Annotated in this window: 10 protein-coding genes; 1 reads left to right on the forward strand and 9 read right to left on the reverse strand. The window is 62.9% G+C overall.

The features are described 5' to 3' along the window. Positions 1–9: 9 nt before the first annotated feature. Positions 10–2034: a DNA helicase Rep gene (gene rep / locus HMPREF3138_RS15435; RefSeq protein WP_004934177.1), complete on the reverse strand. Its 2025-nt coding sequence runs from the start codon at positions 2032–2034 to the stop codon at positions 10–12. Positions 2035–2143: 109 nt separating this feature from the next. On the opposite strand from rep, the gene ppiC reads away from it, so the two are divergent. Beyond that, complete coding sequence (gene ppiC / locus HMPREF3138_RS15440; protein ID WP_004934175.1) at positions 2144–2425, forward strand: peptidylprolyl isomerase PpiC; 282 nt, start codon at positions 2144–2146, stop codon at positions 2423–2425. Between the two features lie 25 nt (positions 2426–2450). Here ppiC and HMPREF3138_RS15445 read toward each other — a convergent pair whose 3' ends face one another. From HMPREF3138_RS15445 to bcsQ, 8 genes are all read right to left on the reverse strand, one after another. Then, positions 2451–3953: a M16 family metallopeptidase gene (locus HMPREF3138_RS15445; protein ID WP_038874051.1), complete on the reverse strand. Its 1503-nt coding sequence runs from the start codon at positions 3951–3953 to the stop codon at positions 2451–2453. Between the two features lie 259 nt (positions 3954–4212). Next, positions 4213–5499 carry a dicarboxylate/amino acid:cation symporter gene (locus tag HMPREF3138_RS15450; protein WP_038874048.1) on the reverse strand — a complete coding sequence of 429 codons (1287 nt, stop codon included), beginning with the start codon at positions 5497–5499 and terminating at the stop codon, positions 4213–4215. A gap of 274 nt (positions 5500–5773) precedes the next feature. Next, on the reverse strand, positions 5774–7780 hold the full coding sequence (hmsP, locus tag HMPREF3138_RS15455) for a biofilm formation regulator HmsP (RefSeq protein WP_038874045.1): 2007 nt from the start codon (positions 7778–7780) through the stop codon (positions 5774–5776). A gap of 229 nt (positions 7781–8009) precedes the next feature. Further along, a complete protein-coding gene (gene bcsC / locus HMPREF3138_RS15460) occupies positions 8010–11483 on the reverse strand; it encodes a cellulose synthase complex outer membrane protein BcsC (RefSeq protein ID WP_038874042.1) in 3474 nt (1157 codons plus the stop codon). Next, positions 11465–12577: a cellulose synthase complex periplasmic endoglucanase BcsZ gene (bcsZ, locus tag HMPREF3138_RS15465; protein WP_080213330.1), complete on the reverse strand. Its 1113-nt coding sequence runs from the start codon at positions 12575–12577 to the stop codon at positions 11465–11467. Before bcsZ ends, bcsC begins: the two co-directional genes overlap by 19 nt. Positions 12578–12582: 5 nt before the next feature. Continuing rightward, positions 12583–14889, reverse strand: a complete 2307-nt coding sequence (bcsB, locus tag HMPREF3138_RS15470) for a cellulose biosynthesis cyclic di-GMP-binding regulatory protein BcsB (RefSeq protein WP_038874040.1) — start codon at positions 14887–14889, stop codon at positions 12583–12585. 62 nt (positions 14890–14951) lie between these two features. Next, entirely contained in the window at positions 14952–17555 is a 2604-nt protein-coding gene (bcsA, locus tag HMPREF3138_RS15475; protein WP_038874038.1) for a UDP-forming cellulose synthase catalytic subunit, read from the reverse strand. Continuing rightward, entirely contained in the window at positions 17552–18292 is a 741-nt protein-coding gene (gene bcsQ, locus HMPREF3138_RS15480; RefSeq protein WP_038874035.1) for a cellulose biosynthesis protein BcsQ, read from the reverse strand. The genes bcsA and bcsQ overlap by 4 nt, the downstream gene beginning before the upstream one ends. Position 18293: the final 1 nt, after the last annotated feature.

Here is an 18293-nt window from a genome sequence, read left to right on the forward strand (position 1 = left end):
CCTGTCTTTTTAATTCCCGCCTTTGGCCTTGGCCAGCTGGGCGCGGATATTGGCCAGATGGCTCTGCCCCTTCTGCATCCGCTCCTGCGGGCTCACCACTTTGCGCTCGGTTTCCCACGCCAAATCGTCCTGCGGCAGTTCCAGCAGGAAGCGACTCGGCTCCGGCCGCACCAGTTCGCCGTACTGACGGCGCTCGCGACACAGGGTGAAGATCAGCTCTTTTTGCGCGCGGGTGATCCCCACATAGGCCAGACGCCGCTCTTCATCGACATTATCTTCATCGATGCTGCTCTGGTGCGGCAGCAGGCCCTCTTCCATGCCCACCAGGAATACGTAGGGGAACTCCAGCCCTTTGGAAGCGTGCAGCGTCATCAGCTGTACCTGATCCAGCTCTTCTTCGCTTTCACCGCGCTCCATCATGTCGCGCAGGGTGAAGCGTGTCACCACCTGGGTCAGCGTCATCGGCTCGTCCAGATCGTTGCCTTCCAGCATCTCGGTCATCCAGCCGAACAGCGTGTTGACGTTCTTCATCCGCATTTCGGCGGCCTTCGGGCTGGTCGAGGTTTCAAACAGCCAGCTCTCATAGTCCACGCCGCGGATCAGATCGCGCACCGCCGCCACCGGCTCACGTTCCGCCTGCTGGGCGATACCGCCGAGCCAATGGGTAAAGCGCTGCAATGACTCCAGCCCGCGCCCGGTCAAGTGCTGGCTCAGCCCCAGATCGAAACTGGCGTGGAATAAACTCTTGTTGCGCTGGTTGGCCCATTCGCCGAGCTTCTGCAGCGTCGCCGGGCCGATCTCGCGCTTGGGGGTATTGACGATGCGCAGGAAGGCGCTGTCGTCCTCCGGGTTGGTCAGCACGCGCAGGTAGGCCAGCAGATCCTTGATCTCGGGGCGCGAGAAAAACGACGTGCCGCCGGAAATCTTGTACGGGATGCGGTTCTGCATCAGCATCTTTTCAAACACCCGCGACTGGTGGTTACCGCGGTACAGGATCGCATAGTCGCCGTAGTTGGTCTTTTTCACGAAGTGGTGGGCGATCAGCTCCCCCACCACCCGCTCGGCTTCGTGATCCTCGTTGTTGGCGGTCACCACTTTCAGCTCTTCACCATACCCCAGCTCGGAAAACAGCCGTTTTTCAAATACGTGCGGGTTATTGGCGATCAGAATGTTAGCCGCCTTCAGGATACGCTCGCTGGAACGGTAGTTTTGCTCCAGCTTGATCACCTGCAGCGCCGGGAAATCTTCCTTCAGCAGCACCAGGTTCTGCGGCCGCGCGCCGCGCCAGGAGTAGATCGACTGGTCGTCGTCACCCACCACGGTAAAGCGCGCGCGGTTGCCCACCAGCAGCTTAACCAGCTCGTACTGACTGGTGTTGGTATCCTGGTACTCATCTACCAGCAGATAGCGAATACGCTGCTGCCAGCGTTCGCGCACCTCTTCGTTGCGTTGCAGCAACAGCGTCGGCAACAGGATCAGGTCGTCGAAGTCCAGCACGTTGCACGCCCGCATATGGGCGTGGTACAGGCCGTAGCAGTGGGCGAACAGCTTGTCGCGCTCCGAGCGCGCCAACTCCGCCGCCCGCTGAGGATCGATCAGGTCGTTTTTCCAGTTGGAGATGGTCGAGATCAGCTGCGCCACCAGCGTTTTGTCGCTTTCCAGCCACTTTTCGGTCAACTCTTTCAATAGCGCCAGCTGATCCTGGTCATCGAACAGCGAGAAGTTGGACTTCATCCCCAACGCCACGTATTCCCGTTTGATGATCTCCAGCCCCAGGGTATGGAAGGTGGAAATCATCAGCCCGCGCGCCTCTTTACGCCCCAGGGTTTGCGACACGCGCTCTTTCATCTCGCGTGCGGCCTTGTTGGTAAAGGTCACGGCGGCGATGTGCCGCGCCTGATAGCCGCAGTGGTGGATCAGGTGGGCTATCTTGTTGGTGATAACGCGCGTCTTGCCGGAACCGGCACCGGCCAACACCAGGCAGGGCCCGGTAACGAATTCGACGGCTTGTTGTTGGCTGGGGTTTAATCGCATGGTGCTGGCTTGCTCGACTGTAAAACGTGGAAGGGAATTGTAGCAGAAAGCGCCGATGAGATTTAGCGGGTATAATCAGCGCAATTTTCGCATCGACAAAGGCATTACCATGGCAAAAACGGCGTGCGCCCTGCACATTCTGGTAGACAATGAAAAGCTGGCCAACGAGCTGCTGGCCAAGCTGAAGCGCGGCGTCAGCTTCGACACGCTGGCGCGCAAATACTCGAGCTGCCCGTCAAAACGCAACGGCGGCTCGCTGGGCGAATTCAACAAGGGCGCGATGGTGCCGGCGTTCGATAAAGCGGTGTTCAGCATCCCACTGCTCAAACCTTACGGCCCGGTCAAAACCCAGTTCGGTTACCACATCATCAAGGTGCTGTACCGCAACTGAGGGGGCCTGAGCCCCCTGCTGCGCATTACTGCGCGCCGGCGTCCGTCGCCGGCGCAGCCACCGCGGTGTCGGCCGGTTTGGCTTCTTCCGTCACCACCGCCGGCGCCGGCATCATGATGCCGTCATAGGTTTCCTGCAGCTGCTTCATGCTCATTTCCGGCTCGCCCTTCGGCTGCATCAGCACCAGCGTCGCCTCCTGAGAAAGCTGCAGCTTCAGCGCCTGATTCAGCGTCTCCAGCGTCAGGCTGGACAGGAACTCCTGGCGCAGCTTCTGATACAGCTCCGGCGCGATATCCACCACCCCGCTCTGCTGCGAACGCAGGCGCTGGCTCATCAGCACGTCGGTATCGGTGCGGGCGTAGGTCGCGAACAGCTTGCTCAGCTGATCGTTTTTCTGCGCCAGCAACGCATCGAATTCCTCTTTGGACAGGCCGTTGTCACGCACGTTGGCCAACTCGCGGGCGATAAAGCCCAGGCTGCCGTTCAGGTTGTTGTTCGGCGTATCCAGATGGATGGCGCACTGCCCGCGCTGGTACTGCACGCGGCAGTCAAAGCCCAGATGCAGGTTCTTCTGGTCGCTTTTTTCCAACGTCTGCTGGAGATGCCAGAACAGCGCCTCTCGGGCAAGATCGCCACGCCAGTAGCGGAGCAGGCTCTGCGAATCGCGAATCGGATGCCACGGCGAATCCCACATGATAGACAGCGTATCCTGCTTCACCTGCTCGCTGATCAGGCTTACCGGCTGCTGCGGCAGCGGCGTCAGCGTCGGCATCGGGGCCGGGGTTTCACGTTTGCCCTGCAGCGGCGAGAACGCCTTGTTGATCTGTTCGCCCAGGCTGCGGCTGTCCACCTTGCCGACCACGAACAGCGTCATGGCGTCCGGGGTATACCACTGTTGATAGAATTTCTTCAGCTGCTCGAGATTGACCGGCCGTTTCGCCGGCTGCGCCGGATCGTGCGCCAGCAGCGTCGAGCCTTTCAGGCGGTAACGCCACCAGGCATCTTTGGTATTGGGCGGGAAAGTGCCGACCGGATTGATGTTGGAATTCATCACCGCATGCACCGTATGCTCGTCGATCGCCAGTTTGCCGGTGGTGTCCGCCAGCCAGGCCAGCGCTTCTTTCAGCAGGTCGGGCCGGTTGTTCGGCAGGCTGAGGTTATACATGGTGAAATCATACGAGATGATCGCCGGCGGCAACGGCCGCTCGTTATCCACGCTCTGTTGCCACAGGGCGCGCAGCTGCGGCGCGGTAAAGCTTTCGCTGCGCGCCAACGCCAGCCGCGGCAGCAGATGGGCGAAGCCGGTCTGCTGCGAAGACTCCACCAGGGAGCCGGTATTGACGATCAGCCGCAGTTCCACGCGGTCGCTTGGCCGCTGCGGCGTGTCGAGAATCTGCCATGAAAACCCGTTGGCCAGCGACCCCTGCTGCCAGGCAGGATCGGGTTGTAGTGCTTCAGCCTGCACGCTGCTACTGGCGGCAGCCAATAGCAGCCCACCAACTATAAGATGAATTCTGGTGCCCTGCATGTGAACCCCTACTTAATGACTATCCAATTTCTTATGCAAATGCGTGTATTCCATTCAATGGAATCATAAAAATACGCCCTGAGTTTCACAGTGGGGCGGAAAGCAGAAAGTGTACCATCGTGTTAGACCGCGCGCCTTTGCGGATGTCACTCATTAGAGTGAAAAATAATAGATAGCGGGGTTTTTAATGCAAGAAATCGTTACGAGGCAGGGGGTTTCCCTCACCGGCCGCGGCTGCGGCCGGTGATTCGCCGCCAATTCAGGCGGAAGGCTGCGTTTTGTCCGCGCCGGCGTTTTTGTTGTTCAGCGTGTCTTTCAGCTGTTTCTCATCCAGTTGGTCGCACCACTTCGCCACCACCACGGTCGCCACCCCGTTGCCCACCAGGTTGGTCAGCGCGCGGGCTTCCGACATGAAGCGATCGATGCCGAGGATCAGCGCCAGGCCGGCCAACGGCAGATGGCCGACGGCGGAGATGGTGGCGGCCAGCACGATAAAGCCGCTGCCGGTCACGCCCGCCGCCCCTTTGGAGGAAAGCAGCAGCACCACCAGCAGAGTAACCTGATGCATGATGTCCATGTGGGTATTGGTCGCCTGCGCGATAAACACCGCGGCCATGGTCAAGTAGATAGACGTGCCGTCCAGGTTAAAGGAGTACCCGGTCGGGATCACCAGACCCACCACCGATTTCTTGCAGCCCAGCTTCTCCATTTTATCCAGCATGCGCGGTAGCGCGGACTCGGACGACGAGGTCCCCAGCACGATCAACAGTTCTTCTTTGATGTAGTTGACGAATTTGAAGATGCTGAAGCCGTTGGCGCGGGCGATGCTGCCCAACACCACCACCACGAACAGGATACAGGTAATGTAGAAGCACACGATCAGCTGGCCGAGTTGCACCAGGGTGCCGACGCCGTATTTACCGATGGTAAACGCCATGGCGCCGAAGGCCCCCAGCGGCGCCAGGCGCATGATCATGTTGATGATGCCGAAAATCACCCGCGAGAAGCTGTCGATCACGTTGAAGATCAGCTGCCCTTTCTCACCCAGACGATGCAGGGCGAAGCCGAACAGCACCGCGAACAGCAGCACCTGCAGAATGTTGCCGCTGGCGAACGCGCCGATCACGCTGCCGGGAATGATATCCAGCAGGAACGGAATGATGCCCTGCTGCTGGGCCTGCTCGGCGTAGACCGCTACCGCTTTGGCGTCCAGCGTGCCGGGATCGACGTTCATACCGGCGCCCGGTTGCACCAGGTTGACGATCACCAGGCCGATAATCAGTGCGATGGTGCTGACGATTTCAAAATACAGCAGCGCGATGGCGCCGGTGCGGCCCACCGCCTTCATGCTTTCCATGCCGGCGATGCCGGTCACCACGGTGCAGAAGATCACCGGGGCGATAATCATCTTGATCAGTTTGACGAAGCCATCGCCCAGAGGTTTCATCTCGGCGCCGAGGTCAGGGTAGAAATGGCCAAGCAGGATACCCAGCGTGATCGCCGTCAGCACCTGAAAATAGAGGCTCTTAAAGATTGTTGTTTTCATATGAACGTCCTATGGGGGGGAAGACACGCACCAGGCAGCAGTCTAAAAATCCAGCCTGTTCATCGCTTGCGCGGAAAATAACACCCACTTAACAACATGGAAATAATTTGTTGCACCCGCCCCACGGGGTTGATGTGAATTTAAGAGCTGAAACGCGTCAGTCTGGGTGCAAAGCTGAAAATTGCGTAAGCCTTTGTTTGCACTAACGCAAAAGAGGTAGGGAAAGAATGGCGATTTTCGGACGGGGAAAAGTACCGGAAAGGTAACGCGACGCTCACGGCGCCGCGCGGCAAAACTCGGCTTCGAACGCTTCGCGCGGCAGCGGCCGGGCAAACAGGAATCCTTGCCCGCTGCGAATGCCGTGCTTCAGCAGCCAGTCGCGCTGCTCGGCGTTTTCCACGCCTTCGGCCATCACCGGCAACGCCAGCACTTCAGAGATCGAGCTGACGATGCGCACCATCGCATCGTCGGCCGGCAGCCCCTGAATGAAACTGCGGTCGATTTTAATCAAGTCAATCGGCAGGGATTTCAAGCGGTTCAGGTACTCCAGGCTGGAGTAGCCCATGCCGAAGTCGTCCAGCGCGATCGACAATCCCAGATCGTGCAGCTCACGCAGCAGCGCCAGCGCACGGTCGAGATCGTCGATGCGTACCGTCTCGGTGATCTCCAGCAACAGCTTGCGCGGATCGATCCGATACTGCGCCAGCAGGTTTTTCAGATGTGGAACGAACGCCTCATCCTGCATCTGAATACCGGAAACGTTGACCGCCAGCGGCAGCTCAATGCCGCGTTGCTGCCAGTCCGCCAGGATACGGCAGGACTCTTCCAGCACCCAGTTGCCGAGGGGCACGATCACGCCCAGCTCTTCCGCGAGCGGGATAACGTCGGCCGGCAGGGTATAGCTGCCGTCATACTGCTGCCAACGCAGCAGCGCTTCGGCGCCAATCACCTCGTTGGACTGCATGTCGATCTGCGGCTGCAGGAACAGCGTAAAATGCCGCTGTTCGATGCCGTGCAAGATCTCGCTCTCCTGCGTCAGCCGCTTCTGCGTGCGTTCCGTCAGGCTGGGTTCGAAGAACAGGATCTGATTTTTCCCTTCACGATGCGCGGACATCATCGCCGAGGTGGCGCTGCGCAGCAGCTGTTCCGCACTTTCCCCCTGATTGAGGTAGTGCGCGATGCCGATGCTGGCGTTGGGCCGCAGCGCCAGCCCCTCCAGCGTCAACGGCGCGTTGATCTCCGCCATGATGCGCCGCGCCAGCTGCATGGCGTGGAACGGCCGCTCGGTGCCCTTGGCCAGGATGGCGAATTCGGTATTGCTCAGCTGCGCCAGCACGCCGTTTTCGTCGATGCAACCGCGCAGCTTCTTCGCCAGCGCCAACAGCAACGCTTCACGCATCGCCGGGCTCATCACGCCCGAGGCCTCATGCAGCGTCTCGATGCCGATCACCAGCAGGTTAAAACGCTCGGGGCGCAGGCTGGAAGCGATATGCTGTTCCAGCAACGCGTTCAGCAACGCCGGATTTGGCAGTTCGGTCACCGGATGGCGGGTGCTGAGGCGGCTCATGTCGGCATGCGCCTTGGCCAGCGTCTGTTGATTGCGGTTGTAGTTGCGCACCAACAGCCCGAGCTCGTCGTCCTGGTGCAGCGCCGGCAGCATCAGCTGGTGATAGGGCGCTTCGTCCTGCGAGATGTTTTCCAGCTCCTTGGCCATCGCGCGCAGCGGATGCACCATCAGCCGGTTCATGCACCAGGTGATGGCCACCGACAGAATCAGCGCCAGCAGCAGGTAGGTCGACAGCATGGTCGACAAAATGCTGAGGATAAACTGATACATGCGGAACGAGTCGGCCTGCAGCACCAGATAGGCCAGCGGCTGCTGGTTGGCCGGCACCCGCTCCAGCGAATAGAGCGGTACGGAAATTTGGATCGGCAGTTCAAACAGCCGGGCGATCAGCGTCGGCACCGGCCTCTCAGGCGGGAAATTGGCGTGCAGCGCCTGAAACTCGTTCGGCAAGACGATATCCGCCCGGCTCAAAATGCCGACCGGCAACAGCGTATTCAGCACCTTTTTGGCTTCCGGCACGTCCATGCGCAGCACCGCTTCCGCCAACGGCTGACGCACGGAATGAGCGATATTCTCCAGTTGCTGGGCGTAGTCATCCCTGCGCTGCTGCACAAAGTGGAATAACTGGATCACGATAAAGATACAGATCGTGACCAGCGCCACGCCGGACACCGTCGCCATCTGCTTAATCGTTAACGAACGCCTGACCCGCAAACCTGCTCTCCGTGAAATCGGGCTGAAACAAAAAGGGGGCTGACTCTCACCCCGCCCCCTCGAACCGGGCTGAGTATACTCGATCATCGGCTGTTTTAATCTGGCTATGCCGCAGGCAAAGCCAAGAAAATCGCGGGTTTCAGTCTTTTCCTAAAGCGAACAAACGCGACCCGGACACAGGGTAACAAAACTCCCCGGTGTCCGACACTCCGAATCTTTCCCCTCCCGGTTACTTGAAGTCGGCGTAAGGCGTCAGCGGTTGCGGCGGCAAATCGAGATCTCCCTGCCAGCCGGCCAGGGAATAACGCAGATAAATCAACGCATGGCTCGGCGTATAGTCCTTCGCCTGCTGAATGTCGATGCCGGCACCGAGCGTCCAGTGCGAACTGAGGCGGCGTTCGACGATCGCCCGCAGCGTATAACCGACGCCGCTCGAGGCGCTGCCGTCCTCGACGGCGAACTTATCGGGCAGTGAATCCGGGATCAGCCCCTGCAGCGGATAGCGGCGCTGGCTGTCGGTTTTCGAATGGGACAGCGAAACCGAACCGCCCAGCTCCCACGACCAGTTTTCGGTGCGCTGGCGATAGTTGACCGGCAGCGACAGCGACAGATATTGCTGCGGGCTGTAATAGCCGCCCTGCCCCAGCGAATAGCCGCTCAAATCCTTCTGGTAGTGCCACAGCATGGTATTGAGCCCGACGCTCAGACGGCGATTGTCTTCGTTGATCAGCTTGTAGTAGTAGCCGGCCATCAACCGCTGCCGCTGGTTGTCCGCCACGTTCTTGCCGGTAATCTGGTGCGCGCTGAGATCGGCCCACACGCCGTTCGCCTCGCCGCGATCGTAGCTCGCGCTCAGGCTGACGCCGGTGGCGCGCACGCCGCCCCAGGTGGTGCCGGTGTTCGGATCTTTGGCACCGCCGAACGCCAGCAGCGAGCTGGAGATCGGCCGCCGCGAGGCCGCCAGCGTCCAACCGATGTGGTTCCAGTCGCCGCTGTAGGCCAGGCCGCCGGTCCAGTCGACCACCTCAAAGCCCATCGGCGTCGTGCCGATGTCGGCGGCCCAGCGGTCGTTTTTCCAGCCGGCCGCCACGCTGGTGCCGGTAGTTTTCTGGTGTTCATCGCCGCGGCACCCTTGCGTATTGCAGGTGCCGAAGGTCTCGTAGTATTTGCCGCTGCCGTCGGTCGAGAAGCGGCCGGCGTCCAGCTGCACGGTGTCGGTGCGCAAGAAGGCGCGCCCGTCATACAGCGGCATGTCCATCTGCAGCATGGTGTCATGCGCGTTGAAATCGGAAATGCCGCCGGTGCCGCTCGAGCGCCAGTAATCGTGATCGAGCGTGACGTTCACGTCTTGCTGCCGATACAGATCCGCGGCGTCGGAACGGATGCCGCGTTTCAACCAATCATCACTCGGGTTATTGCGCGTCAAATAGGTGTAGCTGTCATTGCCCTGCGGCAGCGTCGGCGTGATGCCGCCGGCGACCATCGCCTGGCGGTAATCCTGCTGCGCCCGCTCCGGTTGCCGCTGCGCCCGTTCCAGACGGGCGGCGTCGCGGTAGATCAGCGCCTTGGTCTGCCCAACGGGCTCCGAGGCCGCCGCCGTTTTCAGCCGGCTGAAGAGCGCTTCGGCCTGCTGCGGATCGCCGACCGCCCCCCAGGCGTTGGCCACCCGCCGTTGGCTGTTGAGCGAAGCGTCTTGCGGCTGCGGTTCGGTTTTCAGCCGCTGGCGCGCCGCGTCCAAATCCCCTTGCGCGACATAGGCTTCGATCTCGCCCAGTTGCGCATCCGGGTTGTTCGGTTCGCGCCGTTTCACCCGCTGATAATCCTCCAGCGCCGCCGCATACTCCCCGCGCGCCAGCGCCCAGTCGGCCAGCAGCAAATCGATGCGGGTGTCCGCCGGCTGCCGGCGCAGATAGGCTTCCGCCGCCGGTTCGTCACCGGCCGCCCGCAGCCGTTCGGCCTGCGCGATCACCGCCTGCATTTTCAGCCGCTGCGCCAGTTCGCGCATGTTGTCGTTCCACTGCGCCGCAGGCAGCGTATTGAGCTGCGCCAGCGCCTGGTCGTCGCGATCGCTGCCGGAAAGGTAGAGCGCATAGGCATAGGCCAACTGCGGATTGGCGCGCTGACGCTGCGCCAGCTGCCGGAACAGCGCGTCCGCCTGCTGCGGCTGCCCGGCCTGACGCAGCGCCTGCGCATAGCGATAGGTCAGCCAGACGTCGTCGGGATCCATCGGCTGAGCGCGGCGATAGATTTCCGCCGCCTGCTGCCACTGCTGCTGTGCCGCCAGTGCCTCCGCCTGCTGTTTCAACATATCGAGCCGCAGCCCGTCGAGAGTGCTGCGCAGTTTGGCCTGTTGGCTGCGCGGCAGGCCGTTGAGGTAGGCCAGCGCTTTTTCCGGCGACTGGCGTTGATAGAGATTCACCAGGCCACGCAGCGCGCTGCCGTTGCCGGGGTCGCGCCGCAGCGCCTGCTGATAAAACCCTTCCGCCGCGGCGTCATCCTTGCTCGCCACCGCCACATCGCCCAGGCCGATAAACGCATCGCCGTTGCTGTCGTCGAGCTGGCGCGCCTGCTGGTATTTCTGCCTGGCCAGCGTGAGATTGCCGGCCTTCAGCGCCTTGTCGCCTTCGTCGATCGCCAGCCAGTAGCCGGTGCTCTTGATCAGGCTTTGCCACTTGCCGCTGTCGTAGCCGTTCTTGTCGGCGGCCAGCGCCTGGCGGAACAGTTTCAGCGCCTGCGGGCGGTTGCCGGCGCGCGAATAGGCCTGGCCGAGCGCGCCCAGCACCTCGGCGTCGTTCGGCGTCGCCGCCAACGCCTTTTGTAACTCCGGAATGGCCGCCCGGCTGCCGCCTTTATCCACCTGTGCCAGGCCGCGTACCCGCGCCTGATACGCCGGATCGGCCAACAGTTTCTGCTGTCTGGCCAGCTCTTCGCGGGCGCTGGTCGCCTGATCGCCGGTGTCGAACACGCCGAGGAAGCGGTTGAGCGCCGCCACGCTTTGCGCGCTGACCGGCATCGCTTTGACCTTGTCCAGCCACAGATCGGCGGCATCGCCGCGCCCGGCCGGATCGGCGGCAATCTTCTGCAGCAGCTCATAGGCCTGCGCGTCCTGGTTCTGACTGAACAGCATGCGCGCCAGCGACATACGCAGCGCCACGTTGCCGGAATATTGCTGATCCAGCGCCTGCAGCTGCTTCAACGCCTTCGCCTCCTGCCCCGGCAAACGCGCCACCAGCCGCCAATATTCCACCGCCAGATCGAGCGTCGGCGGCTCGCCGTGGAACAGCGCATCGTACTGCGCCTTGGCCTCCGGCAACCGGCCGGCGGTCGCCATCAGGCGGGCCTGCTGCAGCTTTTGCCGGGTTTCCGGCTGCGTCAGCAGCATGTTCATTTGCGCCTGGCGATAGGCGCTGGACTGCGGCGCGAGGGTTTTCAGCTTGTCCAACTGCTGCTGCGCCAGCGCCATATTGCCCTGCCGCAGCGCCAAACGCATGCGCGCGGCGATCACGTCCGGGTTGTTCGGATCCATTAGCTCGAGCCGGTACAACGACTGGCGCACCAGATCGTCCTTGTTGCCGGCCTCGCCAATACGCACCTGTTCCAACAACCACTGTTCCGGCGCCACGGCTTCCGCAGCGCGTGCCTGCGGCAACATCGCCAGACTCAGCGGAATCAAATTCAGCCAGTTTATTTTGAAGTTGTGCATTGGCCGTCCCACGAGGGTTGCAATTCACCCTGACGATTAAAGCGATAACGTTGTTGATCCCACCCCTGACCGAACAGCGTCAGCGAGGCGCTGAAATAGGCGTCGTCACCCGGCGGATGTTCGCTGATGCGTTGCCGCTGTGTCGTCAGTGCCTCGGCCTGCGTCGCCAACATCGGCAGCATCGAGGCGGAAAAGCCGACCGGGCCGGTGCCGGTGGTTTTGCCGCTGGCGGTATCGGTTTTCTCCGGCGGTACGCCCTGTTTGGCGGTGAGCTGCGCCATCGGCTGGAAGCGTTCGAGCAGCGCCGCCTTGTGCTCATCGTCGTCCGCCAGCATGCCGGCCCACAGATAAACCCGAATGGCGTCGTAGCTGCCGACGTTCGGCTTGACGGTATCCGGCTGCCAGCCGGCACCGACCCGCCACACCACCCAGTCCGGTGAGAAGCCGTGCGGCGCAGTGTCCAGCCACAGCCGCTGATTGACCTGGCGCATCGCGCGCCACGGGCCGTTCAGCGCCGCAAAACGCGCCAGCAGCTGCGGCGGCAGGTAGCTGGGGTTCAGCCGCCAGCGATCTTCCGCCACGAACCCGACTTTGCCCGGCAACAGCATCAGGCCCAGGCCGGGAATGTCGGCCACTTCCTCGCGGCCGATGCGTTGCAGCAGCAGCGTCCCCAGGGTTTGATAACGCCGGCTTTTCCACAGGCGGCCGGCTTCGAGCAGGTTGTAAGCGATCCACAGATCGGCATCCGACGCCGAATTGGCGTCCAGCACCTTCCACTGCTTGTCGTCGCTCTCGCCCCACAGCCAGGCGGGCAAACGGGCGCTGAGATCGCCCGCCGCCAGGTTGTTCTCCGTCCAGGCCAACAGCCGATCGAAGGTCGGCCGGTCGTTGGCCACCAGGGCGAAGAACAGGCCGTAACTCTGTCCCTCGGAGGTGGTGATTTTGTTCGGGCTGCTCGGATCGATCACCCGCCCCTGCGGGCTGATGTAGTACTGCTTGTACTGTTGCCAGCCCGGCCACTCGCAGGCCGCCGCCGCGCTGAACGCGCACAGCAGCAGCATGCCGAGCGACAGGCGTTGCAGCATCGCGCTCACCGCCGTCAATCCCGATCTTCAGGCGCCAGACGACGCCGGCTGAAGGCCTTCAGGCCGCGCCAAAGCATCAGCCCCAGGATCACCACCAGCACCACCGCGATCACCGCCAGCAGCACCGGATGGGTTGAGAGGGCATACCACAGCCGCTCCCACCACGGCAGGTGGCCGACATAGTAAATATCGCCGACGCGCAGGCTATTCACCCCCGATTCGCGGATCACCGCCACCGAGCCGAACACTGCGGCGCGTTTGCCGCTGTCCAGCAGGGCGTCGTTCAGCAGCTCATAGCCGCGCGGGCTGTCCGCCAGCAGCGCCACGATGCTGCGCTGGTCGTTGAACGGCGACTGCACGCCGATGATCGCCGACATCGCCCCCTCGGAGCTGACGGTGGTCTTGCTGTCCGGTTTGGTATCTTCCGCCAGCACTTCCGCAGTGGGCAGCGGCGGCTGCCGCGTCGGCTGTTTCACCCAGCTTTGGGTCGCGTCCACCAGCAGGCTGATTTTCTTGTCATCGCGCAGCTCCGGCGGGATGGTGCCGACCATCAGGATATCGTCGTCGCGATCCTTGGCCTGCGACCAGTCGTCGTTGAGCGTGAAGGCCAGTGCCGGGTAGCCGGTTTGCGCGCCGATTACCCCTAGCGCGTTCAGCAACGCGCTGACCTGCGCCGGCTGCGGTTTCTGGTTCACCAACACCAGCGTTTGCGACAGATCCGCCAGGCGACTGAACGGGAAGCCGGCGTTGGCGAAGGCGCGCAGGTCCGGCATCGCCATAAAGTGGCGGTAGCCGGAGAAATCGATGGTGGACGCGCCGTCGATCACCGCGTGGTTTTGCGTGAAGGAGTAGGTTTCGCAGCGCCCTTCCGCGCCGCTGGCCAGCAGCGTGGTGTAATCGAAGTCAAAGCGCAGCTGGTTGGTGGCGCCCAGCCGCAACGCCGGAATACTGACGTTCTTGTCGGAGTCGAGCAGCCCCTGCGTCAGCGGCAAGCGCAGCAGCTGCGCGCCCTGCTCGTGTTCCGGCACCAGCGAGTACGCCTGCACGAACTGGTTGTTCAGGCTGACGCTCAGCCGCGAACCGTCCTGAATGCGCGGCGCCGTATAACGGTATTTCAGGTGCATGTCGATGCCGGTGCTGCGGATCAGGAACAGATCCGGCGGCAGGTTCATGGTCAGCGAGATCGGGCCGGGTTCGATGCCGCTGGTTTGCAGCTGCTCGGCGTATTGCTGCAGCTCGGCGAAGGTCATCGGCCGATCGGTGCGCACCCAGTTCGGCGCGTCGTAAGGCTGGCGCGGCGCGAGCTGTTCCACCTTGTCCACCGTCACGTTCTGGCCGCGGAACAGGATGTTGCCCTGCGCGATGCCCTTCACCGCGGTGATCAAATCGTTGTCGTCACGCCCCTGAATCAGCAGCAGTTTGACGTACGGATTGTCCGGGTGGCTGATCATTTCCACCGTCGGGCCGTTGACCGCCGGATAATCGCGCAGGAAATCCGGGCGCTGCTGGTTGGTGGCGAACACCACCGCGTGCTGCGTCGGCAGCGCGTTGTACAGCGCCGGGAAGGATTGCCCGCGCCACTGCGCCTTGCTGCCGAACCAGGACGCCAGAATGCCCGCCGCGCGCTGCTGGGCCAGATCCGGCTGGCCGGCGAACACCATCGGCAGCGTCAGCGGCCGATTATCGCGGCTGTCGAAGAACGGCTCAGGGAAGTGCGACAGCTCGTTTTTCACCGGCAGCGTCTGGAAACGCAGCTTCAACGCGCTCGATTTGCTGACGTCGAGCCACAGCGAGGTGCTGGCCGGGTTTTCGCAGATGTTCTGATAATGGCCGACGAACACCAGCCGAACGCGGTTAAAATCGGTGATATAGCGCGGATCGATCGCCATCTGGATGCGATTGGGCTTGCCCAGCTGCTCCTTGGCGATCGTGGTCACCCCCATCAGCTCTTCGTTCAGGTAGACCTTGACGTGCGACTCCACCGGGATCAGCGCCGGCGACGGCGTAAACTCCATATCGAGCATCGCCTGCGAGACCACCTCATCGCTGCGCACGCCGAATTCGATCTGCCCGTCCGGCCGGGTGCCGCGCAGAACAAAGGTGCCCGGCGGCGGCGCTATCTGCGCAAACGGCAGCGACACGTCGCGCACCGGCGCATTCGGATCCTGCGGCGCGGCGGCCGGCGGTGGCGCGGTCGCCGTATCGGCCGCCGCAGCGATCGGCGGCTGGGCCGCCACGGTCGGCGCGGTGGCGGTTTCGGCCTGCGACAGGGTGCTGATGCCTAAGGCCAGAGCAGTTAACCAGGTTATTTTTCTCGTCATCGTATCATCATCAATGTTGGAGCCTGTTCACCGGGCGAGTGAGCGGGCGGTTGAACTCGCAGCTAACCCACTGTTTCTTGTTGACCCAAGGTCGGATCCCTGCCGACGCCGCGCGGAATAAACGACACTACCCAGGCGGTCAGCGAAGTGACCCCGACCAGCAGACCGCGCACCAGCGGCGGCGCATAGTCCGCCATGCGCACATACCCCCGGAAGCCCAGCGCCAGCACGTCGCGCAGGCTTTCGATCGGCCGGTCTTCAGGGAACCCGTCCTGCCACAGCGCCCAGGTATCGGCGCGGGCGAAGGTACACTGAATGAAATCGATGTGTTCACGGGTGGAGAGGTCGATCAGGCGCACCCCCACCTTGTTGCCGAAGGCGCGCGTCACCACGCAGGGGAAGCTGTACTCCTGCTGGCCGCGCTTGAGCAGCAGCGAGGCTTTGTCGCCGTCTTTCAACGCGTTTTCCACCCGCATCTCAATGCCCACGCCGCCGTCGGAGTAATCGCGCAGCGTGCAGGGATACAGATGGCCGTCGGCGCGCGCGATCGCCGCCGGCATGGCGATTTCCACGCGGTGCGCCTGACGCACCTGCTTGGCCTCCACCGCCACCGCCACCGCGCCACCGAGAATCGTCATGTTGTACAGCACCCACACCAGGCTGATGATCACCGTCATCACCTCGTCCGTCGGGCCATAGGCCAACCGCCAGACGCCGAACGCCAGCCCGGCCAGGTTCAGGACCACCAGGAACATGTAAGGCCGGGTGATCACCCAGTCGACGTGCTCCTCCTCCACCAGCCCGCCCTTGGCGGTGACGTTGAATTTGCCCTTGTGCGGATTGAACAGCGCTACCGTCGTCGGCCGCGCGATATACCAGGCCAGTACGGTTTCATAGATTTCGCTCCAGAACGAATGGCGGTATTTCCCCTGGATACGCGAGTTGGTCAGGCTGGCGTGGATCATGTGCGGCAGCACATAAAGCGCGATCGCCAGCGCCGGCGCGAAGATGATGTAGGCATGCAGCAGCAAAAACGCCAGCGGCGCAGTGAGGAAGATCAGCCGCGGAATGCCCGACAGGAAGTGCAGCATGGCGTTGGCGTAGCACAGGCGCTGCGCCAGTTTCAGCCCCTTGCCCAGCAGCGGGTTGTCCAGCCGGAAGATCTGCACCATACCGCGCGCCCAGCGAATGCGCTGGCCGATGTGCGCCGACAGGCTCTCGGTCGCCAGCCCGGCGGCCTGCGGAATGCGGATGTAGGCCGAGGTGTGCCCGCGCCGGTGCAAGCGCAGCGAGGTGTGGGCGTCTTCGGTGACGGTTTCCACCGCAATGCCGCCGATCTCGTCCAGCGCGCTGCGGCGCAGGATGGCGCAAGAGCCGCAGAAGAAGGTGGCGTCCCACATGTCGTTACCGTCCTGCACCAGCCCGTAGAACAAGGTGCCCTCGTTGGGCGTCTGGCGGAAGCGGCCGAGGTTGCGCTCGAACGGATCCGGCGAGAAGAAATGGTGCGGGGTTTGCAGCATCGCCAGCTTTTTGTCTTTGAAGAACCAGCCCATGGTCAGCTGCAGGAAGGAGCGCGTCGGCACGTGGTCGCAGTCGAAAATCGCCACGAACTCGCCGGTGGCCTGCTTCAGCGCATTGTTGATGTTGCCGGCCTTGGCGTGTTCGTGGGTCGGCCTGGCGATGTATTTCACTCCCACTTCGTCAGCGAACGCCCGGAATTCGGGGCGGTTGCCGTCATCGAGGATATAGATGTTCACCTTTTCTTTCGGCCAGTCGATGCCCAGCGCCGCGTAGATGGTGGGCTTCACCACCCCGAGATCTTCGTTGTAAGTCGGCACGATCAGATCGATGGTCGGCCAGGTGGCGCTATCGGCGGGCAACGGTACCGGCTGCCGGTTAAGCGGCCAGACGGTCTGGAAATAGCCCAGCACCAGCACCACCCAGGCGTAGGTTTCCGCCACCAGCAGCAACAGGCCGCACACCAGGCTGAGCGGATCGTCCCAGTTCAGCGTGGCGGTATAGCGCCACCACAGGTAGCGACAGGATACGGTCAGCGACAGCACGATCAGCATCAACCCCGGCAGGCGCCCCGGCACCCGGCGCACCACCATCGCGATCCCCCACAGCAGCAGGACGAACACGAACTGCGCCGGCAGATCGAACGGTTGCGAGATGCACAGCATGGCGAGGATCGCTGCCAGCACGCTGACCAGAATAAACAGCGCGCGCCGCATGCCGCGGCTCATGCGGCCGAGGCGCTCCACCGAGCGCTGCTCCACGCCGGCGTTCTTCAGCCGTTGCGGCAGGCCCTGCAGCCAGTCGGCATAGCGCTGCTGCAGGTGGCGCCAACCGGCGAAATAGTCGCGCTGCACTGGCGTGCGACCGCTGCGAAACAGTAGCAGCCACAGCCCCTGCAGCAGATAACGCAGCGCATCCGCCGGGCGCGGGCGGTCGGCGGACAGATGCGGGAACCAATAAGCGCGGCCGGCGCGCACGCGCTGCCAGGCCGGCGATTCGAAGCGCAGCAGCAGCCAGCCCAACGCCACCAGCAGCGTGGCGAAAAAGGCGGTCAGCGCCGACGCGCCGTTGCGCCGATAGCCGCGGTAGCGCATCTGCACCGCCTGACGCACCGGCGGCACCAGCAGTAGGCTCAGCACCCGGCTCATGGCGCAACGCCCCGCTTGAGGTTGATCAGGCACCAGTTGGCCAGCGTCAGCACTTCATCCGCCGCCAGACTCTCGGGGCGGTACTCGCCCAACGGCTGCTTGACCGCCAGCGCTTCCGCCAACGCTTCGTCGCGATGGATCACCACCGGCAACAGGCCGCTCAACGTTTGCAGCCACAGCTGATGCAGATCCTGCTGCAGCTGGCTGGCGGAGGAGTAGTGATTGACCAGGAAACGGCAGTCGTTCGGCAGCGTCTGCTGATGGAGCCGTACCTGGCAGTTGGCGTCGGGGTTCAACAGCACGAACACGCTGTCGGCAAGCTGCAGCGCCTGCTGCGCCAGCACGCCGTCCCCGACCGGAACATCCAGCAGGATCCAGCGCTGCGGATCGCCGGCGATCAGTTGGCGCACATTGTCGCGCCAGCGTTCCGGCTGTTGCTGACACTGGCGCTGCACTTCCAGCCGTTCCGCCGCATTCAGGTGGCCAAAGGGCAGAAAGTCGAGGTTTTCACAGTAACGCAGCGCCCCTTCCTGCCAGCGGCCGCCGTCCCGCTCCGCGCGGGCCCAGCCGCGCGCCAGCTCGAACGGCGTGTTGAAATGCAGGCGCAGCAGATTGTCCGGCGTGAAATCGATCGCCAACACCGACTCGCCCAGCTGCTGCAACGCCCAGGCGAGCGCCGCCGTGACCGACGTCGTCCCCATTCCACCCCGCAACCCTTGCAGCGCGATCACCGGCATA

This window comes from Serratia sp. HMSC15F11 (genome assembly GCF_001808215.1).
GTDB lineage: Bacteria > Pseudomonadota > Gammaproteobacteria > Enterobacterales > Enterobacteriaceae > Serratia > Serratia nevei.